General features: G+C 71.7%; 17 protein-coding genes. 16 read left to right on the forward strand and 1 reads right to left on the reverse strand.

The features are described from left to right. Window positions 1–62 precede the first annotated feature (62 nt). Window positions 63–7,886 carry a hypothetical protein gene (locus tag ACVTJA_RS32080; RefSeq protein WP_465825352.1) on the reverse strand — a complete coding sequence of 2,608 codons (7,824 nt, stop codon included), beginning with the start codon at window positions 7,884–7,886 and terminating at the stop codon, window positions 63–65. A gap of 452 nt (window positions 7,887–8,338) precedes the next feature. Between ACVTJA_RS32080 and ACVTJA_RS32085 the strand changes: the two genes are divergently transcribed. From ACVTJA_RS32085 to ACVTJA_RS32160, 16 genes are read left to right on the forward strand one after another with little or no spacing between them, the layout of a single operon-like run. After that, window positions 8,339–8,953, forward strand: coding sequence for a Pvc16 family protein (locus ACVTJA_RS32085; protein WP_465825353.1), 615 nt, complete (start codon window positions 8,339–8,341; stop codon window positions 8,951–8,953). Continuing rightward, complete coding sequence (locus ACVTJA_RS32090; RefSeq protein WP_465825354.1) at window positions 8,950–9,687, forward strand: hypothetical protein; 738 nt, start codon at window positions 8,950–8,952, stop codon at window positions 9,685–9,687. Before ACVTJA_RS32085 ends, ACVTJA_RS32090 begins: the two co-directional genes overlap by 4 nt. 11 nt (window positions 9,688–9,698) lie before the next feature. After that, on the forward strand, window positions 9,699–11,420 hold the full coding sequence (locus ACVTJA_RS32095) for a phage tail sheath family protein (protein ID WP_465825355.1): 1,722 nt from the start codon (window positions 9,699–9,701) through the stop codon (window positions 11,418–11,420). A 17-nt stretch (window positions 11,421–11,437) separates the two neighbouring features. Beyond that, a complete protein-coding gene (locus tag ACVTJA_RS32100; RefSeq protein ID WP_465825356.1) occupies window positions 11,438–11,893 on the forward strand; it encodes a phage tail protein in 456 nt (151 codons plus the stop codon). Window positions 11,894–11,922: 29 nt separating this feature from the next. Further along, window positions 11,923–13,461, forward strand: coding sequence for a phage tail sheath protein (locus tag ACVTJA_RS32105; protein ID WP_465825357.1), 1,539 nt, complete (start codon window positions 11,923–11,925; stop codon window positions 13,459–13,461). Beyond that, window positions 13,458–13,976 carry a phage tail protein gene (locus ACVTJA_RS32110; protein ID WP_465825358.1) on the forward strand — a complete coding sequence of 173 codons (519 nt, stop codon included), beginning with the start codon at window positions 13,458–13,460 and terminating at the stop codon, window positions 13,974–13,976. The genes ACVTJA_RS32105 and ACVTJA_RS32110 overlap by 4 nt, the downstream gene beginning before the upstream one ends. A gap of 4 nt (window positions 13,977–13,980) precedes the next feature. Then, entirely contained in the window at window positions 13,981–14,883 is a 903-nt protein-coding gene (locus tag ACVTJA_RS32115) for a CIS tube protein (RefSeq protein ID WP_465825359.1), read from the forward strand. A 3-nt stretch (window positions 14,884–14,886) separates the two neighbouring features. Next, window positions 14,887–15,075: a hypothetical protein gene (locus ACVTJA_RS32120; RefSeq protein ID WP_465825360.1), complete on the forward strand. Its 189-nt coding sequence runs from the start codon at window positions 14,887–14,889 to the stop codon at window positions 15,073–15,075. A 12-nt stretch (window positions 15,076–15,087) separates the two neighbouring features. Then, window positions 15,088–16,173 carry a phage late control D family protein gene (locus ACVTJA_RS32125; protein ID WP_465825361.1) on the forward strand — a complete coding sequence of 362 codons (1,086 nt, stop codon included), beginning with the start codon at window positions 15,088–15,090 and terminating at the stop codon, window positions 16,171–16,173. Continuing rightward, on the forward strand, window positions 16,173–16,877 hold the full coding sequence (locus tag ACVTJA_RS32130) for a phage baseplate assembly protein V (protein ID WP_465825362.1): 705 nt from the start codon (window positions 16,173–16,175) through the stop codon (window positions 16,875–16,877). Before ACVTJA_RS32125 ends, ACVTJA_RS32130 begins: the two co-directional genes overlap by 1 nt. Next, window positions 16,871–18,448, forward strand: a complete 1,578-nt coding sequence (locus ACVTJA_RS32135; protein ID WP_465825363.1) for a hypothetical protein — start codon at window positions 16,871–16,873, stop codon at window positions 18,446–18,448. Before ACVTJA_RS32130 ends, ACVTJA_RS32135 begins: the two co-directional genes overlap by 7 nt. A 21-nt stretch (window positions 18,449–18,469) precedes the next feature. Continuing rightward, window positions 18,470–18,862 carry a GPW/gp25 family protein gene (locus ACVTJA_RS32140; protein ID WP_465825364.1) on the forward strand — a complete coding sequence of 131 codons (393 nt, stop codon included), beginning with the start codon at window positions 18,470–18,472 and terminating at the stop codon, window positions 18,860–18,862. Window position 18,863: 1 nt separating this feature from the next. After that, window positions 18,864–21,206 (forward strand): putative baseplate assembly protein, encoded by a 2,343-nt coding sequence (locus ACVTJA_RS32145; protein ID WP_465825365.1) that lies wholly within the window; start codon window positions 18,864–18,866, stop codon window positions 21,204–21,206. Between the two features lie 2 nt (window positions 21,207–21,208). Next, entirely contained in the window at window positions 21,209–23,677 is a 2,469-nt protein-coding gene (locus ACVTJA_RS32150) for a phage tail protein (protein ID WP_465825366.1), read from the forward strand. Window positions 23,678–23,680: 3 nt separating this feature from the next. Then, window positions 23,681–24,613: a hypothetical protein gene (locus ACVTJA_RS32155; protein ID WP_465825367.1), complete on the forward strand. Its 933-nt coding sequence runs from the start codon at window positions 23,681–23,683 to the stop codon at window positions 24,611–24,613. A gap of 30 nt (window positions 24,614–24,643) precedes the next feature. Then, the gene (locus tag ACVTJA_RS32160) at window positions 24,644–26,539 is read left to right on the forward strand and encodes a hypothetical protein (protein WP_465825368.1); all 1,896 of its coding nucleotides are present in this window, start codon (window positions 24,644–24,646) and stop codon (window positions 26,537–26,539) included.

Here is a 26,539-nt window from a genome sequence, read left to right on the forward strand (position 1 = left end):
GAGGAACTCGAGACCGAGGTCTCGAATGCGCCTGGCGAACGCTGGGTGCCGCGGGAGTTCTGTCATGGCGTGGGTCCTTGCAAGATGAGCCGAAGGTAGGGTCGCAGGGCCTGGCGGAATGCACCATCGTCCATCTCGACGCCGGTCGCGGGCGGTGGCGGTCGAAGACCATAGCGCCTGGCCAGCGCGTCAATCACGCTCGCACGCTCGTGGCCCACTCGCGTGGCCAGCACGATGGCATCCTCCATGTCCTTGCGGAGTTGCGCGGCGGCGGCGAGCGGACGACCGCCCATGCGGGTCGCGAAGCCCTCCAGCACCACGCGAATGGCCTCGGGGTACGTCAGAGACTCCGTCGCCAGCAGATAGGCCAGCTCCAGGCGCGGGTCGGTCAGGTGCATGCCCGCGTTATCCGTGTTGACGGAGACACGCAGGCGGGGCTCGTCGTGCAGCATGCGCGCGACCGGATGCGGGGCGCGGGGATCAAGCCCGCTCAACATGACGTTCGACGTGGGGTTGATTTCAATCACTACCCCCAGGTCGGCGGCCTGGGTCAACAACTGGCGCCGTGTCTGCTCCATCTTCAGGAGGTCATTCACCGTGTAGCTCTCGTTACCCCGGACCCAGATGCCGCCTTCCTCCTTGAAGTCGAGGCTGCGCATGAGGTCTGCGTTGACGCGCAAGGGGTGGCCTGGCGAGATGAAGGAGGTGCCGAGAATCACACCATGGCCGATGCGGTCGGAGCCCGCTTCGAGCACGAGGCTCACGTCGTTGAGCAGGGACGTGAGCGCCGCGTAGCCGCGCACCTGCTCGCCCGCGTGCACGGTGGTTCCCAGCAGGCCCAGGAAGCCCTGCCGAGGCGCCAGATGGTTCACCTCGCGCTCGGACGCCGTACCCAACCGCTCGAGGGCTTCTCGCATGACCCGGTTCCAGAGCGCCAGGTCGCGCTGTCCCGCCAATCCCTCGCCGAGTCTCTGGGCCAGCACCTCGCCAACTCGCAGCGGAGGCGTATCCGCCGCGAGCCCGAGTCCCTGGAGGAGCGTGCGGAAGCGAGGGTCGGGATGGGTGGCGAGATGATTCTGCACGGCGAGGTGGAGCTCGGCATTGCCACCGAGCAGGCCCTGGAGCTGCTGCCAGTTGTGCTCGTGCACCTTCCGGAAGGGCCGGAGATACGACTCGCGCAGACCGGCCGTGCCCTCGGAGAGTCCACCTGTCTCCAGCCCGCTCAGGTCGAAGCCGAGGACGAATGGCACCCCCCCCTTCTGGAAGCGCGCCAAAACCTTGGGGATGAAGTTCTCGCTCGCGGCGTGGGTCTTGACCTGCGTGACGATGAGCCCCTGGACGGCGTTCGCGTTCGCGGTGAACCAGGCCTCCACATGCTCGGAGAGCCCCTGCCGCAGCTCGACCATGGACACCCCATGCTCCATGAGGTCGCGAACCGCCATGGTGATGAGCTCGGTCCGAAACTCCGCCCCCACGAGGAACCTCTTCTGCCGGACGAACTCGGGGAAGAACTGGTCGATCAGCGGCGCCACCTGAACATCCGCCAGGGGCATGGAGAGGACGTGCTCGAGGCGTTGCGTCAGTTCCTCGCGCCGCACACTCAGCGCCGCCTCGTTCTCCGGTGTGGGATTCGTGAGGGCCCGCTCCCGGGCCTTGCGGAATGCCGTGAGGGCGGTACGCGCATCCTGCTGGACCTGACTGAAGAGAGCCTGCTCCTCCGGGGTGAGCTTCTTGCCGGCCTCGCGACCCGAGAGCAGGGTCTCGACGGCATCGAGCCAGCGTTGGCCCGTGGCCTGGGTCTCGGGGCGTGACACCTCCACGATGGCCGCCTCCACGCGCCGCACCACGTGCTCCGGCTCGAGCAGACCGCCCATGTGCAGGTGGGTCTCGGCCAGGGGGACGATGCCACGCGCGCCCAGTTCCCTCGCCCCGGGCCCTCCCAGCAGCCGCTGGAGGATGTCCGCGAAGGTTCTCGCGCGACGCAGGTTCGCCTCGCTCGGCGGGTGTGTCCCCGCGCCCGTGGTCTCCAGCAACGCCCGGAACGGCGCGCCGTACATCGCCACGTAGGCCTCGACCAGCGGACCGCGGCTGCGCAGCACCTCCCGGATTTCAGGCGGCAGGTCGGCCAGCCGCGTCTCCACCGTGGCCGCATCGGGCAGCCTCGCCGCGACGTAGCCCACGCCCGGGTCTACATCCATCGCGCGCACGGTGGCGGTGTGCTCGTCCACCTGCATGCGCAACGACTCGATTTCGAAGGCGATGCGCGCCCGCTCCCGAGGGTCGGTCGCCAGCCGGAGCGCCTGCGCCCGCTCCTCGATGATGCGCGGCAGCTTCTCCAATTCGAGCTGGGCCTCCCAGGCCCGCGTGCCCGGTCCCGCCCGTGGGTTCCGGCCCATCCACTGGGCCAACTGCTCCACGAGCCGCCGCACCCGGCCGCTCATCCCCTGGAGCTGGCGCATGGCGCGCGCCGTCTCCACGTGCATGTGGATGTCCACCGCCCGCGCGCCAGGCCCCACCTCCATCCACACCCCGACGATGAGCCCCTCGTGCGACTCGTAGTGCACCTGCACCGTGCCGCCCTCGAGCTCCGGGTTGACGTACACCGGCACCCGGTTGCGCAGGTCCCTCGGCAGCGCGAGCGCGGGGTCCTTCACGCGCCCCCCGGTGCCCGGCTCCACCAGGTCCACCAGGCGCGCGGCATGCTCGCGCACGGCGGCGGGATCCGCCCCCTGGCGCACCACCAGGTGCACCTGCCCATCGCGCACCACCACCGCCGCGTCCGCCGAGGGGTTGCCCGTCAGCCGCGCCATCTCCGCGCGGGACACCTGCGTCACCGGCACCTCGCGTGCGAGCGCCCTCGCCTCCTCGGGCAGCGCCTCATTCAGTTGCGCGCGCACGGCCTCCGTATCCCTCGCCGCCCGCGCCACCTCCGCGTGGGCCTCGGCGCTGCGGCGGCCCATGTCCATGTCGAAGTCCGCCGCCGTACGGCCCGGGTGCATCTGCTGGTACTCGGCGATCCGCGCCGCGCGCTCCGCCTGGAGCATCTGGTTGAAGTCCGCCTCCGTGCGGCCCTGGCCCCCAGCCAGGAACTCCTCCAGGTGGCGCCGCCGCTGCTCGCTCACCAGCGAGTCGAAGTCACTCTCGGAGCTGCCCGGGTTGCGCCGCTGGAACTCGCGCAGCGCCGCCTCGTGGGACTCCGGCGACGTGAGCAGGTGCTCGTGCGGGACCACGTCCGGAGCACCGCCGAGCCTCGGTCCGCGGAGGAGGTTCATCGCGGCGCCACCCACGTGGCTCACCATGGCGTGCCCGCCGCTCATGGCCAGCCCCATGACCAGCCCGTGCCCCATCTGCTCCGCGGTGCCGCGCACGATGTTCACCAGCGGGTTGCCACGCTCCCAGGCCTGGTCGTTCACCACGTTGCCGATGATGGCCGTGGGCAGCGACTGCACCGCGTTCTCCATCGTCTGCGAGATGCCGTGCGCGGCCAGCCGGCTGAACCACCCGCCCTGCGCCATGCGCTCCAGCGTGGCGATGGAGCGCGTGGCCTGCGTCAGCCGCCCGGTGTTCCCCAGCCGCCCCAGCAGCCGCCCCAGGCCGATGGACAGCCGCTGCGCCGCACCTCGCAGGCCCGTGCGCGTCACCGCCGGCACCACGGAGCGACCAAGCTGGCTGATGCCCAGCAGCCGGCCGCCCAGGCCCGCCGTCAGCCCGCCCACCACCGCGTCCACCACGCCCAGGCCCAGGTCCATGAGGATCTCCTCATGGCCGTACTGGTTGCCCATCAGCAGCATCCGCGTGCCCATGGAGGCCGCGGTGCTCGCCAACGAGGCGATGATGGCCAGCGCCACCGCCGCCGACGCGCCGCCGGTGAAGATGGAGCCCACCGCACCCACGATGATGGCCACGGTGATGCCCACCGTGTTGGCGATGCTGTCGGTAATCTCCGACACCGCGCTCCGGTGGTCCTCCACGGCCGTCTGCACCGCGCTGGCGTGGAAGTCGAAGTCGTCCAGCAGCCGCGCCCGCTCCTCTCGGGAGAGGTTCTCGTCGTACATGCGCGCCGCATCGGCCTCGAGCTGGGCCATGCGCACGCGCATGCCCTCCCGCTCGGGGCCGGCGATGGCCTCGCCGAAGAGGTTCGTGGGCTGCTCGAGCGCCATGCGCGCCCGCTCGATGCGCACCCGGTCCTCCACCGTCTCCGGGGCACCCATGAGCGCGACCTGCATGTCCATGGCGTCGCGCCCGCTCAGCTCGCTGGCGGCGCGGCTGTCGAGCGTCTCGCCCGGGTGCGCGCGCGCCCACTGCTCGCGCATCTCCTCGAGCTCCGCCTGGGAGGCGCCATCGATGGCCCGCTGCGCATCCTCCTCCTGCGTTCCCACCCCGCGCACCGCGTAGTCGAAGCGCTGGTAGCGGGTGAGATAGCCCCCCTGGCGCAGCAGCGTCCGCGCGCGCTCCCCGTCGTCGCCGCTCGTGGACTCACGGAGAGCTGTCGCGAGCGACTCGCTGTACTGGCTGGCATAGGTCTGGCTCAGCGCGGCCATGTTGCCGTCGGCCCGGCGCCGGGCCTCGGCCTCCAGCTCGGTCAGGAGCTGGCGCTCGACGAGCTGCTGCCTGCGGAAGCGCTCGGCGGGTGTCCACCGGCGGCCCGTCTGGCGCTCGTACTCGCGCTCCTCCGCGTCCAGGTCCGTCATGAGCGCGCGCCGGCGCTCCGGGGCCAGGTCCCTGCGCACGTCCTCCAGGGCGCGGTCGTACTGCGTCTCGAGGACGCGGTTCATCTCCCGGTCCGAGGCGTAGAACGTGCTCTGCCGCTCGATGGCGAGGCGGGCCGCGTCCGCGCCGGCCGGGTCGTTGTTCGCCAGCGACACCACGAGGTTGCGGCTGGGCCCGTCGAAGCGCGAGGCGAGGTTCTCGTCCAGCGTGCCCCACATGGCGCCGAACTGCCGGTCATAGGAGCGCCGGATGTCCTGCGTGCGGCGCGTGAGCTCCGCCTCCATCTGCGCCGTGGTCCAGTGCTCGCGCTCGGCCTGCTCGGAGACGTCGCGGCGGACCTGGTCGTAGATGGCGGCCACCTCGTCGCGCGCGTCGGACTGGAACGACGTGCCGTAGGTGACGTTGAAGGCGTTGGCCCACGAGAAGCCGTGGAGCTGCTGGTCCACGGCGATGGCGTCGGCGGCGGTCGTGTCGCTGCGCAGCAGCGCGTCCGCCCGGTCGGCGTCATGCGTGGTCATCGTGGCCCAGTCGTCCAGCTCGCCCCGGAGCTGCTGCGACAGGTCTCCGCCGTACATCTCACGGTAGAGGCGGGTGATCTGCTCGACCTCCTCCGGTGTCTTGTTCCGGAGGGTCCGCATGATGGTGTCTTCGTCGGTGCCCCAGCCGGTGCCCAGGGTGGTCTCGTGCATCGCCGTGTAGAGGGTGGCGACGTCGGCGCGGAGCCTGTCTCCGGAGAGCAGCGCGCGGGCGCGCTCGCGCTCTCCACCGGAGAACTCGCTGGTGACGTCGCTGTCCAGGTCGCGGCCGTAGACCTGGCTGTAGCACCTGCGCAGCGCGAGGGCCTCGATGGGGCCCAGCCCCGTCATCGCCCGATAGGCGCGCTCCTCGTCGGTGCCCCAGCCGGTGATGCCGCCGTGGAACGCCTGGTGGAGCTCGGTCGCCAGGTGCAGGGCGTTGAAGCGGGTGTTGCCCGCGGCGCGAGCCACCTCCTCGAGGACCGCCCACTCCAGCGTGGAGCGGGTGAGCAGGTCGCGAAGCTGCTCCTCCAGCCGCGTCCTGCGCTGGTTGAAGATGCGCGCGCGCATGCCCGCGGCCACCGCGCCAATGGGGTCTCGTCCGCCCTCCGCCGGGTCGGGGTTGAAGTAGGCGTGGACGATGGCCTGCTCCTCGGCGGACAGCCTGTTCTCGGCGAGCAGCTCCTGCTCCGAGAGCCCGGCCGCCGCCGCGCGCCCCACCCGGTCGATCATCGCCAGGTCGTCCGAGACGGCCCGTGCCGTCTCCTGGTTCTGGAGCGTCTCCCAGGCATCGGCGGTGGCGCGGGCCTGGTTCGACCAGTCCTCGAACATCTCGAAGAGCCGGCTCCAGAAGCCGCGCTCCTCGCCCAACTGCGTCGCCGCCCACTCGCGAATCTGCTCCCGGCCCTGGTCTCCCGCGGTGGAGAGCTCGTCGCGGTAGGTCCGGCTGGTGTCTCGGGCCTCCTGCTTCAGCCGGCCCAGCTCCCGGCGCACGAAGGCGAGGCGCTCATTGAGCCAGACGGTGGTGCGGGCGACCTCCTCCCGTATCTCGAGCTCGGTGCGCTGGCCGCGTGCCTCGTTGAGCTGGAACTCGTCTCGCTGCGCCGCGGCCTGGTAGGCCGCGCGCTGCTCCCGCTCGGCGCGGTCGAGCTCCTGCTCGCGTGTCTCCCCGGCCCGGCGATACAGCGCATCTCCCCGTGCCACGCGCCGGTTGATGTCGCCGAGGAGCGCGTCGCGCTGGGCGGTGATGGCGGCGGTGGGAGACGTCGAGCCGCCCTGCACCGAGCGCGCTCGCGTGTCCATCCACGTGCGGCCTCCCGCCACCGCGTCGCTGAGCGACTGCCCCGCGCCGCCGATGGAGGCCGTCGCGTCCGGGAGCGACATCTGGAGCCGCTCCTCCTCGGCCCGGCGACGCTCGTCGAGGACGCGTTGCCGCTCGGTGACGGCCGTCCGCAGCTCCCCCGCCGCGAGGCCCGCCTCGGTGGCGATGGCGTTGAGCTGCTGGTCGAGCGCCAGCTCGAGGTCCGGAACGAGGGTGTCGTCTCCCAGCGTGGCCGTCGCGGAGACGCGCTCGAGCGCTCCGTTGGGGTACGCGGTCCGCCGGGCGCTGGAGACCATCTGCCGCGCCTCCTGGCCCTTGTTGGCCAGCAGGCGGGCAATGACCTGGGTGGCCTGGGCGCGGCTGTCCGGCGTGAGCACCGGGCGCTCGGGGGGCAACTGCTGCCGGAGCGCGACCGGCTGCCCCTGCCCGGGCCGCGGCGTCGAGCGGTCCATGAGGCGCTCACGCATCATGAGCAGCCGCATCCGCGCCTCGTCATTCGGGTCGGAGACCGGAGGCCCCTCGTCGAGGACGCGGTGGAGCTGGCGGACCAGGTCCGGTGATACCGGCTGCTCCCCCATCCGCGGCATGTTGCCAAAGGGGCTCGCCGTGAGCGCGGGCGGCGTCTGGTCGGGGAATGTGCGGACCGCCTTCGCATCGACGAGCCTGCGCGCTCCGGGGACCGGGTCCTGCTGGGTCGGCAGGGCCTCCGGGACGCCCGCCGGCACCGGAGGCATGGCGTGCTCGGCGCTTCCCGGCACCTCCGCCGCCCGGATGCGCAGCAACTCCGCGCGCGACACCGCCGTGGACTGGACCGATGCGGCGCCCGTGCTCCCCGCGGTGACAGGCGCCACCTGGATGGCCGAGGCACGTCGGCGGATCTGCGCCCGCACGGAGGCCATGGTGGGCTCCGGTCCCGCCCCTTCATCCGTGCTCTCGGGCGGCTCGGCCTCCCCTTCCTCCGCCTCTTCCTCCAGTTCCTCGACCGCGTCCTCCGGGGCTGCCGCGGCTTCAAGCTCCTCTCCATCCGACTCCGCGGTCGCCGCCTCCAGTTCCTCCGCCGCCTCCTTCGCGCTCCCCTCCGCGGACCTTCCCTCCTCTCCCGGCCGGGCTCCAGGGCCCAGCCTGCCTCGGGCCTCCGCGATGCGCGCTTCGCGCTCCCCGGGTTCCTGCTCGGAGGTTTCCTCCTCGGAAGCTTCCTCCTCGGAGCTCGAGGCTTCAGTCGCGGTGACTTCTTCTTCGGTGCTCGCGGCCTCATCACTCGCGGCCTCAGCGCCGGGTGTCGCCGGCGCCTGACTCGACGCAACCCCTGCCACCGCCCGGGAAATCAGGAAGCGAGGCAATCGCGTCGTCGAGTCCTGCCGCGGTGTGGGTTGGCGCACGGGCGTGGTGCGCGCGGAAGTGGCGTCGGCCGAGCGTGCCCGGATTTCCGGTCTGGAGATGACACGCGTTTTCACCGGACCCCCTTCCAGTCCTTACAGGACAGGCCTCTCCAGCATACGCATTGCCATTGATTTATTCACTCAGGGAGTTTTTCGCGAATGCAAGGAACCAGGGTGGCCAGTGCCTCTAAGGGCAATCCCGTACGAGGCTCGTGCGTCTCGCAAGGGGGGTTCTCACTCGGACAGGACCACTACCGCGAATCCACCGAAGCAATCCATGGCGTCGGCCTGTGCCTCAATGACTTGCGAAATAGGATCGAAATTATCTTTGAAACCCGAGTAAGAATTCACTTAGAGTGCGTCAATCGTTGGAGGCTGCGCAGACACCAGGCGTGCCCAAGAAAGGGGGGGGCGTGGCGAATTTCTTCGCAATTCATTCCATCGGCGAATCGCTGGTCTCCTACCTCAGGCACGCCTATCAGGCGCTTCCGCCCGACCAGCGAGAGGAATTGCCGCAGGTGCAGGGATTCTCGCTGCTGTCGAGCAAGGACATGGGCGGGGGACAGGGCGCCACCGAAATCACCCGTCCTGCGATCACCCTCTATCTGTATCGCGTGACGATGAATGAGCACCTGCGAAACCAGCCACACCTGGGGGGCACCGTGGAGATGCCTCCGCCGCTCGCGCTCGACCTGCACTACCTGCTGACCGTCTGGGCCGAGGACGCCAAGGACGAGCACCGCCTGCTGGGTTGGGCCATGCACCTGCTCCATTCACACCAGACGCTCAGTGCATCGGACCTCAACGAGGACGGAGGCTGGGGGCCCGGGGAGATGGTGCAACTCATCCCCGCCGAGTTGAGCAACGAGGACCTGATGCGCATCTGGGATGCGTTCCAGCGTCCCTACACACTGAGTGCCTCGTACATCGCGCGTGTCGTGCGAATCGAAGTCCCGCCGGCCCATCCGAGCGGCAGACCGGTCGTGGCCCGGCGACTCTCCGTCACCGATACGGGGAACGGCACATGAGGTGGGAGCTGCTCGACAGCCGCGTCCTGGCCGCCCTGCGCTTCCTGGACGGCGAGACCTCGGAGCCGCTCACCGGTCCGCTCGAGGTCGCCGGCAATGGGGTCCGCATGGTTCGCAACCGGCGGGCGCTGCACGTCGTCACCCAGGCGACCGGCTTCGAGGACTACACCGGCCGCTTCGAGGCCTCGCCCGCGCCCGCGCCGGCCACGTTCACGCTCACCGTCATGGACCCCAGCGGGCGTCATCTGCCCCGTGGCGTCACGCTCGAGCTGCCGCGAGATGCGTCGCTGCCTCCCACCGACCCCGGCCGCTCCGTGTTCCTTCCCGTGGACGTGAGGATGTACCTGGCCCCTGCGGCCCGGCCATCACCGGGCAGCGCCGTGGTGCGCCTGTCCCTCACGGATGCCCAGGGCGCGCCGCTCGCGGAGCGCGTCATCCGCCTCCGGGTCGCCCTCCCGGATGGGCCTCCCCTCGTGGGGCTCGGCCTGTCGGACGCGCGCGGCGAGGTGCTGCTGCTCGTGCCCCGCCTCCCCATCATCCGGTGGGGCCAGGAAGAGAACGACGCCCTCATCCACACCGACTTCCCCGCGACGCTGGAGTCCGCGCCCGCACCGAGACAGGCGGGCCTGCCGGTTCCGGATGTCCCGGACGAGAGTTTCTCGTCGCTGCCGCTCACCCTCCGGGTTGCCTCTGGCCTGGAGATTCACCGTCGGATCCAGATCCCGACCTCATAGAGGGGGCTCTCATGCCTGAATACCTCGCACCTGCTGTCTACGTCGAAGAGACCAGCTTTCGTGCCAAGTCCATTGAAGGGGTGAGCACCAGCACGACGGGCTTCGCCGGGCCGACGCTCACCGGTCCCCATGGCGCGGCACCGGAGCTCCTCACCAGCTTCGCGGACTTCGAGCGCGTCTACGGAGGATTGGAGCCGCTGACCTACGGCACCACCCTGGTGACCAACTACCTGGCGCACTCAGTCCGTGCCTACTTCAACGAGGGAGGCTCCCGCCTCTACGTGTCGCGCGTCGTCTCGACGGACGCGGCGACGGGCGCCAAGGCGGCTTCGGTGCAGATTGGCACCAGCGAGGCGAGCTTCGTCTCGCGCTTCCCGGGGGCGCTCGGCAACGGCACCGTCACCGTGGATGCCTTCCTGCGCCCGGCCACCGTCAAGGCCGTGAAGAACGCCCCGGTCGGCACGGTGCTGCTCAATACCGCCGCCACGCCGGTGGCCTACCTGCGGGGAGCCTCGTCCTGGACCGACGCGAGCGCGGCCGAGATGGCCGCCCTGCCGTCCGACGACACCGCGGCCGCGGGCAACTTCCTCACGCTGTCCATCCGCACCCGGGATGCCTTTGGCCGGGAGGCGGCCTACGACGACGTGGCCCTGGACCCCCGGCACCCCCGGTGGATTGGCCATGTGCTCTCGGCGACTCCCGCGCGACAGGCCGAGGCCCTCCTGCGGCAGTACGCCGTCGCGTTCTCGGACAACACGCCCCCGGATGGGCTGGTGCTCCTGGCCGCCCTGAAGGGCACCGGGAACCTGCCCCGCACCTTCACCCTCGCGGGCGGCACCGACGGCACCGCCGCTCCCAACTCCGGGGACTACGACACGGCCATCACGCTGCTGTCTGGCATCGAGGACATCTCCATCATCGCCGCCCCGGGCTCCTCGGCCCTGGCCGACGCCGCCGCGAAGGCGGTGCGCAACTCGCTCATCTCCGCCGCGGAGAAGCGGCGCGCCTACCGCATCGCGGTGCTGGACACGCCTCCAGGGCAGAACGACGGCGCGGCGAAGACGTGGCGCGGGCAGATCGACTCGAAGTACGCGGCGCTCTACTACCCCTGGGTGGTGGTGGCCAACCCGCTGGCCCGGCCGGGTGACGAGAGCACCCCCGCCGAAATCGCCCTGCCGCCCTCCGGCTTCATCTGCGGCATCTACGCGCGCACCGACGTGGAGCGCGGCGTCTTCAAGGCGCCGGCCAACGAGGTGGTGCGCAGCGCGCTGCGCTTCGAGACGGACATCAACTTCGCGCAGCAGGAGGTGCTCAACCCCGCGGGCGTCAACTGCCTGCGCTTCTTCCCGGGGCGCGGCTACCGCGTCTGGGGCGCGCGCACGGCGAGCTCCGACCCCGAGTGGAAGTACGTGAACATCCGGCGCTTCTTCAACTTCCTGGAGCGCTCCATCGACGTGGGCACGCAGTGGGCCGTCTTCGAGCCCAATGGCGAGCGGCTGTGGGCCAACATCCGGGAGACCCTCGGCAGCTTCCTGGAGACGCAGTGGCGCTCGGGAGCCCTGCTCGGCACCGAGCCCAAGCAGGCCTACTTCGTCCGCTGTGACCGCAGCACCATGACCCAGGACGACCTCGACAACGGGCGGCTCATCTGCCTGGTGGGCGTGGCCGCCATCAAGCCCGCCGAGTTCGTCATCTTCCGCATCGGCCAGAAGACGGCTGATGCCCGCAGCTAGGCGAAAGGACCCCGGACATGAGCACGCGCCCCACGCCCTACGGTGCATTCAATTTCGAGATCAGCTTTGGCGGTGAGTCCTTCGGCGGCTTCTCGGATGTCTCAGGCCTGAACACCGAGTTCACCATGGCCGAGTACCGCGAGGGCAACGACCCGAAGAACCACGTCCGCAAGGTGCCCGGCATCTACAAGACGGGGGATGTCACGCTCAAGCGCGGCATCATCAACTCCCGTGTCATCTGGGACTGGCTGGAGGCCGTGCGCAGCCAGGGCGTCAACGGCCGCAAGGACTTCATCCTCGTCACGCTCCTGGACGAGGCCCGCGCCCCGGTGCAGGCCTGGAAGCTCATCAACGTGACGCCCATGAAGTACACGGGCCCCACGCTCGCCGCCAAGGGCGGAGGAGACGTCGCGATGGAGGAGCTGGTGCTCTCCGCCGAGGACGTCCTGATGGGCTTCCCGAACGTCACCTAGCCAGCGCCTCGCGAGGAATGGGTCAGGCAATGAGCGGCCTCGTCTTCGAAGCCAGCACGCGCGCCCCGGTGAGCGCGCCCGAGCGTGCGGACATCGCCTGCTTCGTGGGCTTCGTCCGTCACCGCCCGGACGTGCCCGTGCCGCTGGAGCTCCAGCAGTGGCTCTTCGAGCACGGCTGGAGCACGCAGCCCGCCCCGTGGAAGGCCCCGGTTCCGGAGCGCCTCGCCACGCTGGAGGACGTGCCGGTTCCCATCGAGCGCTGGGGTGACTTCGCCCGGCTGTTCGACTGGGAGGGGACGTACCTGGGCGCCGCGGTCCGCTCGTTCTTCGCCCAGGGCGGGCGCAAGTGCTACGTCGTCCGCGCCGACGAGCCCTGGGCGGCGGGGACGGACCGGCAGGGGCGCGCCCCATGGCTCCAAAAGCTGCTGCCCGGCACGGACGCGCTCGTCCACGCCTCGCCGCTCGACCGGAGCACCTGGCACGGCGCGGCGCACCTGCTCGGCCTGTCGGGCGTCTCGTTCCTGGGCCTGCCCGACCTCGCCGCCACGCTCGCGGTGGATGCCGAGCCCCTGCCCCCCCCCGTCGAGCCTCCGTCCGCTCCGGAGGTGTTCGTCGAATGCACGACGGACATCTCCAGCAACGAGGAGGAGTTGCGCTCCACGCGGGCAGCGCCCCGGTGTGACTTCGACGGGTACCAGCAATGGGCGCGCTTCCTCGAGCGGGTGAAGGCGCTGCTGAGCCGCCACGTGCGCGAGGTGCAGCTCGTCGCGGCCATTCCCCTGCCCCAGCCGGGGACGAGCGAATGGGGCGCGGGGCGGGAGCGCTTCGCGGACGAGAACACCTACGCCTTCCTGCTCGCCGCGGGCCACCTCTCCCGCCTCCAGAGCGCCTTCGTGCAGCTCGTGTACCCCTGGGCCCGCACGCCCGGCTCGGCCCTGCTGCCCGAGGCTTTGGAGAGCCCCGAGGGCGTCCTGATGGGGGTGCTGGCGCGCAGCGCGCTCTTGCGGGGCACCTTCCGGAGCGCGCTGAACCTCGGGCTCGCGGACGTGGAGGCGCTCTTCCCCATGCTGGACCGGGGCGCGCTCTTCTCGCGGCCTCCGGAGGGGTTGGGGGACGCGCCCGCCCGGCCCTGGGTGGAGCGGGTGTCGATGCTCGGCCAGACGGCGACCGGGCCGCGCGTGCTCTCGGACGTCACCACCAGCCGGAGCGAGAGCTGGCGGCAGGCCGGAGTGAACCGGCTGTTCTCCGTGCTCATCCGCGCCCTGCGGAGGGCGGGGCTGGAGACGGTGTTCGAGCCCTCCGGGGAGCGCACCTGGCGCGAGCTGGTGTACCGCATCGAGGCCGTGCTCATTCAGCTCTGGGAGGTGGGCGCCCTGCGCGGCGCCAGCGCGCGCGAGGCGTTCGAGGTCCGCTGCGACCGGACCACGATGACCCAGGATGATTTGGACAACGGCCGGCTCGTGGCCGAGGTGGAGCTCGACGCCTCGGTGGCCATCGAGCGCATCCGCGTGGTCCTGACGGTGTCCGAGGAAGGCGTCGTGCCCCTGCGGGTGGAGGGCGCGGCATGACCCGGCCCAACGACCCGGCCTTCGAGCCGCTGTTCACGTTCCAGTTCGAGCTCTCGTTCGTGGACGCCCCGCTCCCTGGACGCCGCGGCGCCGCCAGCTCGGCCCTGGCGGGGGCCTTCTCCGAGTGCACCGGCCTGGAGGCGACCATGGAGCCCCGGGTCATCCAGGTGGGCGGGCACAACTACGGCACCATTCAGCGGGCGGGCCCGGTGACGTTCGCGACGGTGGTGCTCAAGCGCGGCCTCTCGCGCGACACCCGGCTGTTCCAGTGGTTCGAGCGGGTGTCCACGGGGGACTACGGCCACCGCCGCACGGTGCGCATCCAGCTCAAGCGGCCTCCCGAGCAGGCCGGTGGGGAGCCGCTCATCGTCATGACGTGGAGGTTGGAGAAGGTGCTGCCCGTCAAGTTCAAGGCGGCGGACTTCAACGCCCGGGCCGCCGAGGTGGGCATCGAGGAGCTGCACCTCGCCCACGAGGGGCTCTTCCTCGAGACCGGGCGCACGACGGGAGGATGACACCATGACCACACCCAGGCCCGCCACGCTGACGCCCCAGGACGGGGAGGGCATTCCCGCCCACTTCAACCCGGCCACGCTCGAAATCACCGTCTCGACCAGGCTCAGCCAGAACAAGGACAAGAAGAAGAGCACCCGGCAGGTGGTGAACGAGGGCACGGCGAAGCTGTCCGTGGAGCTCGTCTTCGACACGACGGGGTCTCTCAAGAATGTCTGTGACACGACGGTGAAGGTCGCACGGCTGCTCGGCGACCAGGGCCAGCCCCCTCCGAAGACCACCTTCGAGTGGGGCGCCTTCAAGTTCGAGGGCATCGTGGACTCCTTCAAGGAGACCCTCGACTTCTTCTCGGCGGACGGCGTGCCGCTGCGCTCCACCGTCGCGCTGACGATGACGAAGGACGAGGACATCTACTCGCGCGGACCGGCCGGCAGGAGGGCGGCGGGCTGGAGCGGCGGAGGCGATGATGGCCAGGGTACCGCCCCGGCCGCCGAGGTCCCCTCCCCGCCTTCCGGTTTCTCCCTCACCCTGACCGCCACCCTGGGCGGTGCCCCCGAGGCGGGGCGCTTCCTGGCGGCCCTGAATGGCGAGGAGAGCATGCGCTTTCCGCGCGCCCCGTCGCTCGTCGTGGATGCCTCGGTGGCGCTCGCGCCGCCCGTGGGGTTGTCCAGCGTCGCGGTGGGCGTACCCGCCGTGGACATCGGGGGGGCCTTCTCGGGGCTGAGGGTGCCGTCCCCCAGTGTCTCCGCCGTCGCGAGGCTGGACGCCAGCCGTCTGCAGTACCGGGTGGCGACCCACACCCACGCGGCGGACGGCGGCGCCACGTTCGAGCTGGGCGGGCGGATGACGAGCGAGGGCTCGCAGTTGGGGGGCACCGTGCGCTCCCGCCTGCGCTTCGAGGAGGACTGAGCCATGGGCATCGTTTCGATTGGAGAGGTGGTGGGCAGCGTGCAGGGCGGGCCCGTGGCGCCGGCGGCCCCCATGGCGGAGCAGCCGCAGGCCGGGGCGGAGGCCGCGATGCCGGGCGCTCCGAGCGCCGAAGAGCTGGAGAACGAGCTGAGGCTGCGCGCACGGCGCCAACTGCGGCTCCACGCGGACTGAGGGCGGGACACCATGGCCGAACGCGCACTCAGCAGGATGCCCGTCTACTCCGCCCGCCCCACGGTGCGGATTGACGGCCGTGCTTCCGACAAGGTGGCGGGGCTCCTCAACGCCATGCGCCTCACCGAGGCGGAAGGGGGCATGTCCTCGCTCGAGCTGAACCTGGAGAACACGGCGCGCTTCGAGGACGGCCAGGTCGAGCTGGCGTTCGAGGACGAGGCGCTCATCCGCTTCGGCGCGCCCATCGCCATCCATGCCGGAGACGAGCAGGCACCCCAGGAAATCTTCCGGGGGCTCGTCACCGGGCTGGAGGCGAGCTTCGTGGACGCCACGGGGCCGGAGCTGCTCGTGCTGGCGGAGGACGCGCTGCAGCGGGCCCGGCTCACGCGGCGCACGAAGGTCCACGACGACGTCAGCCTGGACGCACTGGCTCGCGAGCTCTCCGGCCGGTTGGGCCTGCGCCCCGTCATCAATGGTTTCAGCGAGCGCATCGGCACCCAGGTGCAGCTCAACGAGAGCGACCTCGCCTTCCTGCGGCGCCTGCTCGCCACACGGGACGGAGACCTGCAGGTGGTGGGCGACGAGCTCCACGTGTCCCCGCGCCAGGAGGTGCGCCGGAGCGCCGTCGAGCTCGCGCTCTACAGCCAACTGCGGCGCGTGCGCATCACCGCGGACCTCGCTCATCAAGTCACGGAGGTGACGGCCGCGGGTTGGAACGCGCTCGCGGGCCGGCGGGTGTCCGGCCGCGGCACCGGGCTCCACCTGGGGCCCGGCTCGGGCCGGCGGGGCGCGGACGTGCTCCGCTCCGCGCTGGGAGCGCGCGTGGAGCACCTGGGGGATGTGCCCGCGGTGACGGACGCGGAGGCGCGGGCGCTCGCCGAGGCGTCGTTCGACCAGCGCGCCCGCCGCTTCGTCCGCGTCGACGGCACCGCCGAGGGCAACCCCGCCCTGCGCGTGGGCACCCACGTCACGCTGCGCGGGCTGGGCCGCCGCTACGACAACACCTACTACGTCGTCCGCGCCTGCCACCGCTATGACCGGGCGCGCGGGTACGAGACCGACTTCGAGGCCGAGTGCGCCTTCCTGGGAGGCCCGTGATGCAGCCCCTGCCCGTCCCACCCGCGGCGCCACACCTGGGCGCCCTGCATGGCACCTATCTCGGCCGCGTCATCTCGGTGAACGACCCGGAGTCGCTCTCCCGCGTCCAGGTCCGCCTGATGAGCACCCCCGAGTCCACCGGTGACGCCGACGCCACCGTGTGGGCCCGCGTCGCCGTGCCCTTCGCCGGTGGCGGGCGGGGCGCCTTCTTCCTGCCCGACGTGGGCGACGAGGTGGCCCTCGTCTTCGTCAACGGAGATCCGCGCCAGCCGCTCGTCGTGGGTGGACTGTGGAGCGGCACCGCCCGTCCCCCGGAACAGCTCGGCGGCGCCGGGGACCGCGTGGACCGCTACACGCTGACGGGGCGACACGGCAGCCGCATCGCCATCGTCGAGGAGACGGAGGGCCAGGCCACCGTGTCGCTCTCCACGCCGGGCGGCGTGGACGTCACCCTCGTGCAGACCAGCGGCGGGAAGCTCACCCTCGTCGCGGCCGGCAACACCGTCACGGTGGACACGAAGGGCATCACCCTCGAGACGCCGCTGACGGTGAAGGTCTCCGCCAGCCGCGTGGAGGTGGGCGCCGCGCAGGTCCAGGTGAACGCGGCCATGTCCACCTTCTCCGGCATCGTGAAGTGCGACGTCCTCCAGGCCACCACCGTCGTGGCCGCGACCTACACGCCGGGAGCCGGGAACGTATGGTAGGCGACCACCCCACCGTCCTCCGCGGCCTCACCTTCGACGCCGGGAGCGGCCAGCCAAGGCCGGCGACAGGAAGTCGTCCGGTGCTCGTGGAGCGCACCGACGAGGACTTCATCTCCGCGTTCCTGGAGGAGCTGGGCAGCGACGCGGGCCGCGCGCTCCTGACGGGCTCGGTGCGCAACGCGGGCGAGCAGGACCCCGCGCTCAAGCTGCTGCAGCCCGTCCACCGCTCCTTCCACCTCGCCGTCTTCGAGGCCGCATGTGACATCCCCGGCGAGCCCCGGCTGGACCCGGCGCGAATCGAGAGCGCGGGCATGGTGGTGCGGCGGCTCCAGTCGCCATCCAGCCGGCGCGAGGGGTGGATGCGGCTCAAGGGCGAGGTGCGCGGCTGGGTGGCCCTGAAGGATGGGACGGAACAGGACCGCGACCCCTCGCCGGAGCGCCGGGCCGCCGCCTTTCCCGCGGGCCACCCCACCCTCAACACCCTGGTGGAGAGCGCGCTCGGCGCTCCCGAGCCCTACGAGGAGAGCGTCGCCCTGCTCTTCGTGGCGCCGCCGCACGTCTGCGCCGCCGCGCGCCGCACCATTCTGTATGGCCTGGTGCCCGTCGCCAGCTCCGAGTTCGTGTCGAGCCGGGCGTCCCGGACGCCCGCCTACGAGGAGGACGAGCTGCGCGACCTGCTCACGCCCTACTTCTCCGACGGCGTCAGCGTGAGCCTGGAGGGCATCGCCGGGAAGACCTACTCGTCCCGGTTCCTCGATGAAGCCCGCGGTGACGGGACGCTGTCCGTCCCCGAGCGCGAGCCCGCCGCGCAGCGGCTGGAGAAGTTCGCCACGATGCTGGCCGGGCTGGGCAGCGTCTTCAACGCCTTCGCGCCGGACAGCACGATGCGCAAGGCGCTCAACGGCCTGCGCTTCGAGGACGAGAACCCCGCCGGACAACGGCCCGTGGGAGACGCGCTCGCGGAGGCCTTCGAGGTCTTCGTGCGCGGGAACACGGACGTACGCTTCCGCATGCCGGCGCGCTGGCCACGCCTGACCACGGCCCAGGTCGCGGCGCTCGTGCGCGCCGGCTCCACGGCCTCCTCACAACGGATGGAGAAGCTGCTGCCGCGGCAGGGCCGCTTCGACGTGCCCGACGCCCGCTACGAGGTGCGCGGTTTCGTCCGCGTGCGGCGCGACGACGGCTGCCCGCCGAAGCTCGTCTGGAGCGAGCCCAGCCAGTCCTTCGCCATCGCCGCGTGGCACGAGAGCGGCAAGCTGCCTCCCGTGCAGGTCTCCCTGCCCGCCGTCACCCGGGGCAACGTCCACCAGTTCCTGCCCAACGTGGCCTTCCAGGTCCCCGGCAACATCTTCAGCCTGCTGTCGCGCAACAAGGCCAAGGACTTCCTGGACGAGAAGGCCCAGCCGGGCGCGTCCGGGCTGGATTGGATTTGCGGCTTCAACATCCCGCTCATCACGCTCTGCGCGTTCATCGTGCTGAGCATCTTCCTGGCACTGCTCAACATCATCTTCTGGTGGCTGCCCTTCATCAAAATCTGCATCCCGCTGCCCCGCCGCGCGCGGGGACCGTGAAGCGGCCTCGAGAGGCACGTCATGACGACACCCGCAAGACCCCTGGTGGGCTTCCCGCTCCTGGCCGTGCCCGACGCGGACGGAGAGCTCCACTTCCATTCGCTCGAGCAGAGCGTGCGAGAGGCCATCGAGGTCATCCTGCGCACCCGCCCGGGTGAGCAGCTCATGCGTCCCGAGTTCGGCGCGGGGCTCGAGGAGCTGGTGGGAGCGCCCAACGTGCTGGCCACGCGCCGCTCCATCCGGGACCGGGTGGCGGACTCGCTGGCGCGCTGGGAGCCGCGCATCGACGTGGAGCGCATCGACGTGCAGGAGGTCGACGGCGCGCCCACGCACGTGCGCGTGGAGATCGTCTACCGGCTCCGCCGGACAGGCGCGGTGCAGGGACTCGGACTGACGCTGGACCTCGGAGCCTAGGATGCCCATCGTCCCACCCCGACTCGACGACCGCGGCTTCGAGGACCTGGTCGAGGAGCTGCTCGCCCGAATCCCGGCGCATACCCCCGAGTGGACCCATGCGCGCGTGGGAGACCCGGGGCGCACGCTGCTGGAGCTGTTCGCCTGGCTGGCGGACACGATGCTGTACCGGGCCAACCTCATCCCCGAGCGGCAGCGGCTCGCCTTCCTGCGGTTGCTCGGCATCCCCATGCGGCCGGCCGTCGCCGCCACGGGCCTGGTGAGCGTGCACTTCGACGACACGGCCCGGAAGCCCGCCACCGTGCTGCGCCAGTACTGCGAAGTGACAGGCTCCGTCCCCTTCGAGACGAAGGCTGAGCTGCCCGTGGTGCACCTGACGTCCGAGGCGTACTACAAGCGGCCCCTCGCCCCGGCCGAGCGCACGCAGATGGGCGAGGTGCTCAACGGCCTGTCGCGCGTCTACGGGCTGCCCGCCTCCCAGGCCACGTACTACGTCACCACGGCCCTCTTCCCCGGCGGCGCCGCAGAGCCGGCCGGGTTCGACCTGGTCGAGCGGGCAGTGGACCGTTGCCTGTGGCTCGCCCTGCTCGCGCCGAGCAGGGACGACGTGCAGCCGCTGCGCGAGGAGCTGGCCTCGGGCCGGTTGCTCAGCGTGGGGGTCATGCCCTCCATCGAGGTGCCCGCGCTCCTGGAGGACATCGGGCCGCGAGCTCGCATCCCCCACCAGTGGGAGCTCACCGGGGGCCCGGACGCGCAAGGCAACCCCACCTACCACCTGCTCTCGGTGGCCCACGACTCGACGCAGGGGCTCACCCGCCGCGGCGTCGTCCACCTCGTCATGCCCGGCGGCAACATCCACGCGCCGTCCAATGACGTGCGCCAGCAGCTACAGGCGGGCGTGGGGGACCGTCCCCCGCGCCTGGATGACCCGAAGCGCGACGAGCGGCTCGTCGCGTGGCTGCGGCTGCGTCCCACGGTGCGGCTCTCCCGCCTGTCCTTGAGCTGGGTGGGCATCAACGCGGTGGAAATCGAGCAGCGCAGCACGTCCCCCGCCGCGCTCGTCATCGGCCAGAGCAACGGGGCCGCGGACCAGGAGCTGAGGCTGCCCTCGGGCTCGGTGGAGCGCGAGTCGTTCCGGTTGGAGGTGGAGGAGCCGGACAAGGGCTACCAGCCGTGGGCCCCCGTGGACGACCTGGCGCTGGCGGGCCGGGAAGCGGCCGTCTTCCAACTGGACGCGGAGGCCGGCGTCCTGCGCTTCGGCAATGGCGTGCGCGGCCGCATCCCTCCGGTGGGCATGCGCGTGCGCGTGGCGCGGATGCGCACCGGCGGTGGCGTGGCCGGCAACCTCCCGCCGGGGACGCTCAAGGGCCTCAATGCGTTCGACCTCGAGGGGAAATCGCCCGTGGGGACGCTGAAGGTGGTGCAGCCCCTGCCCACGGTGGGAGGGCAGGACGCGGAGACGCTCGCCGAGGCCGAGCGGCGCATCCCGTCCACCCTGCGCCATGGCGAGCGCGCCGTCACCGCCGAGGACTTCCGCTGGCTGGCCGCCGGCAGCCCGGGCGCGAAGCCGGGGCGTGTGGAGGTGCTGCCCCGGTTCAAGCCGCACCAGCGCCGCGAGAACGTACCCGGCGTCGTCACCGTCATGGTGCTGCCGCCCTCCGACGCCTTCCGGGCGCCCAACCCACGGCCGGACCGTCCCTTCCTGGAAGCCGTGCACGCGCACCTGGATGTCCGCCGTCCCGTGGCCTCGGAGCTGTACGTCATCGGCTGCGAGTACGTGCCGCTCGGCCTGGCCACCGGCATCACCGTGCGCGAGGGCTTTGGCCGCGAGACGGTGGTGAACGCGGTCCGCGAGGCCCTCTTCCGCTGGCTGTGGCCGCTTCCGCCGGGCGGGGCCAAGGGTGAGGGCTGGCCGCTGGGGCGGTCCGTGAGGGACAGGGAGCTGGAGGTCGCCATCGCCCAGGTGCCCGGCGTGGACACCATCACCGGCGTGCGCCTGTTCAGCACCGGCACGGTGGTGACCCTGCCTCCCGTCTCTGGCCAGGGTGAGGGGCCCACCACGGCGCGCTTCGAGGTCCGCCCGTCGTCTCAGGGCAACGCCCAGGGCGCGTCCGGCTCCGCCCTTCCCGCCTCCACGGCGCAGGTGCCCTCTCGCTGGCAGCCGCTGTCGGACCCCAGCACCAGCATGCCGGTGGAGCTCGTCCTCCGGCCCTGGCAGCTGCCGGAGTTGATGGCCGTGGTCGTGGATGCGGACGGCGCGCTCCCGCGGGAGCTGCGCGGCGCGCCGGATCCGTTCTCCTCTTCGACGGGCATCGCCGTCCCGGTCGTCCCCGAGGTCTGCTGACCATGGACGCGAACCAACTGCGCTACTGGATGCTCGCGGACCACGACCACTGGGAGCCCCTCCCGGAGCCGCCGGACGGGGCGTACGCCATCTACCGGGACAAGAGCCGCCACATCGTACGGCTGGCGAGCTCGCCGGGAGCCACCCCCTGGACGGAGCCGTCGACGCCCGCGGACCTGGGCGTCGCGGAGCAGCTCGTCCACCAGGTGCCCGGCGTCCTCGACACCTATGGCACCTGGGCGTACTTCGACCGGGAGAAGGCCGCCGTCATGGCCGCGGGGGCGGGCCCCGAGCCGCGCCTCCTGCTGCCCTTCGACGCGACCAATCCCTTCAGCCTGCCCACCGACCTGGTGCTCGGGAAGGACGACGTCCTGTACGTCGCCGTCGGTGGCGGCAAGGTCCTGCTGAAGGAGCCGCGCAACCGATGGGACCCGGCCACCGTGTCGGTGGAGGGCTTCGACGCGTGGCGGCTCGCGCCCGCTCCGGGCGGTGGCGTCTTCGCCATTCCCCGCCCCGCGTCGCTCAGCACCCCCGTGGGCCCCGCGCCGGTGCGGCTCGCGCGCGTGTCCGGGCTGCCACTGCCGCGCGCCCTGCCCGGCGAGCGCGCCCCCACCGTCTTCCAGCCGGGGGACAACCCGAACCCTCCGCGGATGTCGCTCCTCCTGGACGGGCTCACGCTGCCGGGCGAGGTGCTGGTCGGACTCGCGACCAGCCCCGAGGGCCGGCTCGCCCTGCTGAGCTGGGTGTATGACGCCGCCGTTGCCAGCCCGTCCGGCGGTGGCGGCTTCGCGCGGATCCGCTTCTTCACGGGGTTGGGACTGACGGCGCCCATCTCCCTCCAGCGCGCGTACAGGCCCTACAGCTTCACGTGGCTCTCCAACGAGCGCATCGCCGTGCTCCTGCGCACCGTCGAGCACGGAGTCATGGTCGTGGCCTATCCGCTGGAGCAGGAAGGCGGAATCGCCGCTCCGCTCGGGGACTACTACCCGCTCACCGCGCACGACGGGGGCCCCTTCCTGCACGGCGTGGAGCTGCCGGTCCACTACCCCGTCCAGAACGCGCCGCCCACGCCGCTGTACCCGGTGTCGCTCCCGTCCTTCGCGGCACAAGGCTCCATGCAGAACGCGGAGCGCCCCAAGGCGCCCCTGCTCGACGCTGGCAGCGCGCGGGCCACCTGGCACCGGCTGTACCTGGAGGCCTGCATTCCGCCGCGCTGCGGCCTCCGCGTCTTCCTGGCCGCGACGGCCACGCCGGAGCGCCCCGAGGATGACGCCCCGGGCACCCCGGAAGACGCGCGGCGCTGGCACGAGCACGTCTTCGGCGACGTGGCGCCGGAGAGCGGCGCGTTGCACGTGCCGCGCGGTGCATGGGTGCCCGCCGCCTCGGAGCTGCCCTTCCACCCCGGGCTGATGCCCGGCACGCCCGAGCCGGGCCGGCGCGGCCTCTTCACCGTCCTCATCCAGCGCGCGGGCCGCCACGTCCGCTCGCTCCAGGGCCGCTACCTCTGGGTGAAGGTGCAACTGTGTGGCGACACGCGCTCCACCCCGGAGCTCACCGCGCTCCGGGCCTATGCGCCCCGCTTCTCCTACGTGGAGCACTACCTTCCGGAGCTCTACCGCGAGCAGCTCTTCGGCCCCGAGGCCGACGCGGCGGGCACGAGCACGCAGGCCGACTTCCTGGAGCGCTACCTCGGCCTGGCCGAGGGCATCCTCACCCCGCTGGAGGACCGCATCGCCAGCGCCGCGCTGCTCACGGACCCGCGCACGGTGCCGGAGGAGTCGCTGGAGTGGCTCGCGGAGTGGACGGGCCTCTCGTTCGACCCCGCCATTCCCCGGGAGCGGCGGCGCCGGATGCTGGAGGCGGCCCCGCGCATCCGCCCGTGGCGCGGCACGCTGCGCGGCCTGCGGCTGTCGCTGGATGCGCTCACGGACGGGGCGGTGGCCCGCGGCGGCCTCGTCGTCGTCGAGGAGTTCCGGCTGCGCCGCACCTTCTCCACCATCCTGGGCATCAACCTCGGGGACGAGGACGACCCGCTGCTGCCGGACCTGCACCGCAGCGGCAACTCATTCGTGGGAGACACGCTCTTCCTGGGTGACGAGCGCAGCAAGGAGTTCCTCGCGCTCTTCGGCCCGGGGCTCCCCGCGACTCCGGCCGAGGAGGCCGCCGTGCAGGAGTTCTTCAACGAGCTCGCCCACCGCGTCACCGTGCTGGTGCACCAGGACGTCGACGCGCTGGAGCTGGGCCTCATCCAGCGCGTGGCCGAGCTGGAGACGCCCGCGCACGTGAGCGTCTCGGTGAAGCGGGCGAGCTACCCGCTGCTGGTGGGCGTGGCCTCGCTCGTTGGAATCGACACGTACCTGGGACCGCCCCCCAGACCGCAGCCCATGAGCGTGGGGCACGGCGCGCTCGGCAGCAGCAACCTGCTCGAGCGCCCCGCCAGCCTGGACCCCCGACTGAACGCAGGAGGTTAGCCGATGAGCTCCCCCAAGGATTCGCTGCTCGAGAACGAGGCGACCGACCGCACGTACTACGCGACGGGCGTCCTCCTGGACACCACCGACTTCGTCGCGGAGCAGACGTACCACCGCGGCCGCCTGGCGCGAGCCCTCGCGACGCTGCATGGCGTGGGCACGGCGGCCGGGCTCCTCGTGGAGCACGCGCCGAAGAAGGACGCCGTGGTGGAGGGTGAAATCGAGGTCCATCCGGGGCTCGCGCTGGACCCGCTCGGACGGCTCGTGGAAGTCACCTCCCGCGCCTGCATCCGGGTGCAGCGCTGGTACGAGGGCTACACCGCCGACAAGCTGCTGGTGCGCGACAGGAGCCTCTACAACGTCGGAGTGGACCCGGCGAAGCTGCCGGAGAAGGGCGTGGTGGCCGACCTCTTCCTGCGCTTCCGGGTGTACGAGCGCGGATGGACGCCGGCGATGGCGTCCGGCCTCTACGACGCGACGGATGCCGTCTCGCCCGCGCGGCTGCGGGACGGCTTCGAGCTGCGGCTCGTCCCGCGCCAGGAGGGAGCCGGCGAGCTGCTCCCGGGCGTCCCGGTGGGCCCCTGGCCGCGGCCCGTGGGCGGGAGCCCCTTTCCGGAGCAGTCCGCGCCCGATGCGCGCCATGCGCTGAAGGACGCCATCCTCCACGCCTGGCACCCGGGCCGTCCCTCCCTGCTGGACCGGCTCTGGAAGGACGACTTCCTGCCGCACGAGCTGCGGTTCGACCCGAACCAGCCGGAGAACGACCACAAGGTGGTGGACCCCGCGTGGGTGTTCCTCGCCCGGGTGGTGATTGGCGTCTCCGGTCCGCCGGAGGCCGGCAAGCGGCCCGTCCGCACGGGCGTGGTGGCCGTGGACAACGAGATGCGCCCGTTCGCCGTCACGGTGGCGGCGCTGGCGCGCTGGCTTGGCATCTAGACGTCGCGAGACACAGAGAGAACGGGTGCGATGATGGATACGACGAAAGGACCGGCGCGCGAGCAGCTCGAGCCGGGCGTGGTCACGAAGCTGGAGTCCGCCGGCACCCTCGTCCACGACGGCCGGCGGCTGCGCTCCTTCTTCTTCGATGGCCGCTTCCTCACGGCCAAGGACCTGACTCGCGAGCAGACGTACTTCCTCACGCGCCAGGCGGACCTCGCCCGCAGCGGCGGCGTGGGCGTGGTGGCGGGGCTCCACGTGAAGAGCGGGCCGGACCCCCGCTCGCTGAGCATCTCCGCCGGGCACGGCGTCACGCCCTCGGGCGAGGCGGTGGTCATCCCGCGAGACCTGGGCAACCTCCGGCTGGACGACATCCCGGAGATTCAGCGGCTGGACGCGGCCTTCGGGCTGGCGCCCATTCCCCGCGAGACGGCGCGCAGCCGCTCCGGGCTCTACGTCGTCGCGCTGCGTCCCGTGGAGTACACGGCCAACCTGGTGGCCTCGTACCCCAGCTCGGTGGGCGGCGCGCGCACGGCGCAGGACGGCGACATCATCGAGGCCACCGCCATCACCCTCATCCCCTACCCGGACAACCACGCGGGCGCGGGGTTCGACGCGCGCAGGGCCCGGGTGGCCCATGAAATCTTCGTGCGCAACGGAGGGCTGCGCCCGCCCGTGGACGCGCTCCCCATCGCCATGATTGCGCTCGACCACGGCGTGGTGCGGTGGGTCGACCGGTTCCTCGTGCGGCGCGAGGTGGGCTCGGAGCAGACGGATTTCCTGGGCTTCGGCCAGGCGCCCCGGGCGCTGCGCGAGGCGCACCTGCTGCAGTACCAGGAGCACCTGGAGGAGGTGCTGAAGGTCCGCGCCCAGACGAGCCAGGGCGCGCGCTTCGCGGCCAGCGACCACTTCTTCACGCTGCCTCCAGCGGGGCCATTCCCAGCGGCGGCCGTGGATTCGCAGAGCTTCACCGAGGTCTTCTTCCCTCCCGAGGTGGACGTGGAGCTCTCGTTCGTCCCCCAGGACGAGGTGGGCGCGCTGCTGGCGGAGAGCCTGTCGCTGTCGCCCATCGACCTGACGCGGACGGGCGAGGAGCTCTCCTCCATCTCGGTGCTGGTGCTGGTGCCGATTCCCCGCGAGTCGATGAGCCAGACGCTCGCCACGCTCTTCCCGACGGAGCGGACCACGTCGATGAAGCTGCGCGCCACCGCCTCGGGGCTGGTGGCCATGCGCCGGCCGGGCGAGGCGCTCAAGGCGCTGGCCCTCCAGCGGACCACGCTCGCGCCCACCACCGCGCCGGAGCCGAGCCTCACGAATGCCGTCTGGAGCAGTCTCCTCGCCAGCGCCACCACGCTCTGGTACGCGCGCCGCCGGAGCTTCCCCTACAAGGCCGCCGCCGTCGGCCAGCCCCAGCAGGAGCCGCCCACCCTGGAGGACGACGTCACCCGGTCCCTCCAGGAGGTGGGGCTCTACGATGAGTTCCAGTCACTGCCCAACCGCGCGACGGCGCTCGCGATTGGCAGGGGCTACGAGCTGCTGCGCACCCTGATCCGGAGTGAGGAGGCTGGAGCGCGCTCCCTCTTCGCGGGTGCCGCGGGCGAGCTGCTGCGCCCGACGCGGCTCACCGAGGAGACGGTGGCCGAGGTGGAGCGGCGCTACAGCTACAAGGGACGGGGCGAAGGACTCGCGCTGCTGGGCGGGAAGTCCACCTCCCGGCCCGGGGCGGCGTCCGCGCTCCCATTGTCACGGCTCGCGCGCTCGGGCGTCACCGCCGAGCTGGACCAGCACGCACTGCGGGCCAGCAACGAGGGCACGAACGCGCTCGAGCGGATGCGCGGCCTCGTCAGCCGGGCGCTGGAGGAGGGCCGTCCGCTGGGCGACGTGGTCCAGGAGCTCCGCAAGTCCCTCGAGAAGCCGCCCCGCTAG

The sequence above is a fragment of the Pyxidicoccus sp. M6 genome, from assembly GCF_055568925.1.

Coding starts and splice junctions, on each gene's coding strand:
- ACVTJA_RS32150 (WP_465825366.1), top strand. CDS start 21,209: ATGGACGCGAACCAACTGCGCTACTGGATGCTCGCGGACCACGACCAC.
- ACVTJA_RS32110 (WP_465825358.1), top strand. CDS start 13,458: ATGACCCGGCCCAACGACCCGGCCTTCGAGCCGCTGTTCACGTTCCAG.
- ACVTJA_RS32120 (WP_465825360.1), top strand. CDS start 14,887: ATGGGCATCGTTTCGATTGGAGAGGTGGTGGGCAGCGTGCAGGGCGGG.
- ACVTJA_RS32160 (WP_465825368.1), top strand. CDS start 24,644: ATGATGGATACGACGAAAGGACCGGCGCGCGAGCAGCTCGAGCCGGGC.
- ACVTJA_RS32090 (WP_465825354.1), top strand. CDS start 8,950: ATGAGGTGGGAGCTGCTCGACAGCCGCGTCCTGGCCGCCCTGCGCTTC.
- ACVTJA_RS32105 (WP_465825357.1), top strand. CDS start 11,923: ATGAGCGGCCTCGTCTTCGAAGCCAGCACGCGCGCCCCGGTGAGCGCG.
- ACVTJA_RS32115 (WP_465825359.1), top strand. CDS start 13,981: ATGACCACACCCAGGCCCGCCACGCTGACGCCCCAGGACGGGGAGGGC.
- ACVTJA_RS32155 (WP_465825367.1), top strand. CDS start 23,681: ATGAGCTCCCCCAAGGATTCGCTGCTCGAGAACGAGGCGACCGACCGC.
- ACVTJA_RS32140 (WP_465825364.1), top strand. CDS start 18,470: ATGACGACACCCGCAAGACCCCTGGTGGGCTTCCCGCTCCTGGCCGTG.
- ACVTJA_RS32095 (WP_465825355.1), top strand. CDS start 9,699: ATGCCTGAATACCTCGCACCTGCTGTCTACGTCGAAGAGACCAGCTTT.
- ACVTJA_RS32130 (WP_465825362.1), top strand. CDS start 16,173: ATGCAGCCCCTGCCCGTCCCACCCGCGGCGCCACACCTGGGCGCCCTG.
- ACVTJA_RS32125 (WP_465825361.1), top strand. CDS start 15,088: ATGGCCGAACGCGCACTCAGCAGGATGCCCGTCTACTCCGCCCGCCCC.
- ACVTJA_RS32100 (WP_465825356.1), top strand. CDS start 11,438: ATGAGCACGCGCCCCACGCCCTACGGTGCATTCAATTTCGAGATCAGC.
- ACVTJA_RS32145 (WP_465825365.1), top strand. CDS start 18,864: ATGCCCATCGTCCCACCCCGACTCGACGACCGCGGCTTCGAGGACCTG.
- ACVTJA_RS32135 (WP_465825363.1), top strand. CDS start 16,871: ATGGTAGGCGACCACCCCACCGTCCTCCGCGGCCTCACCTTCGACGCC.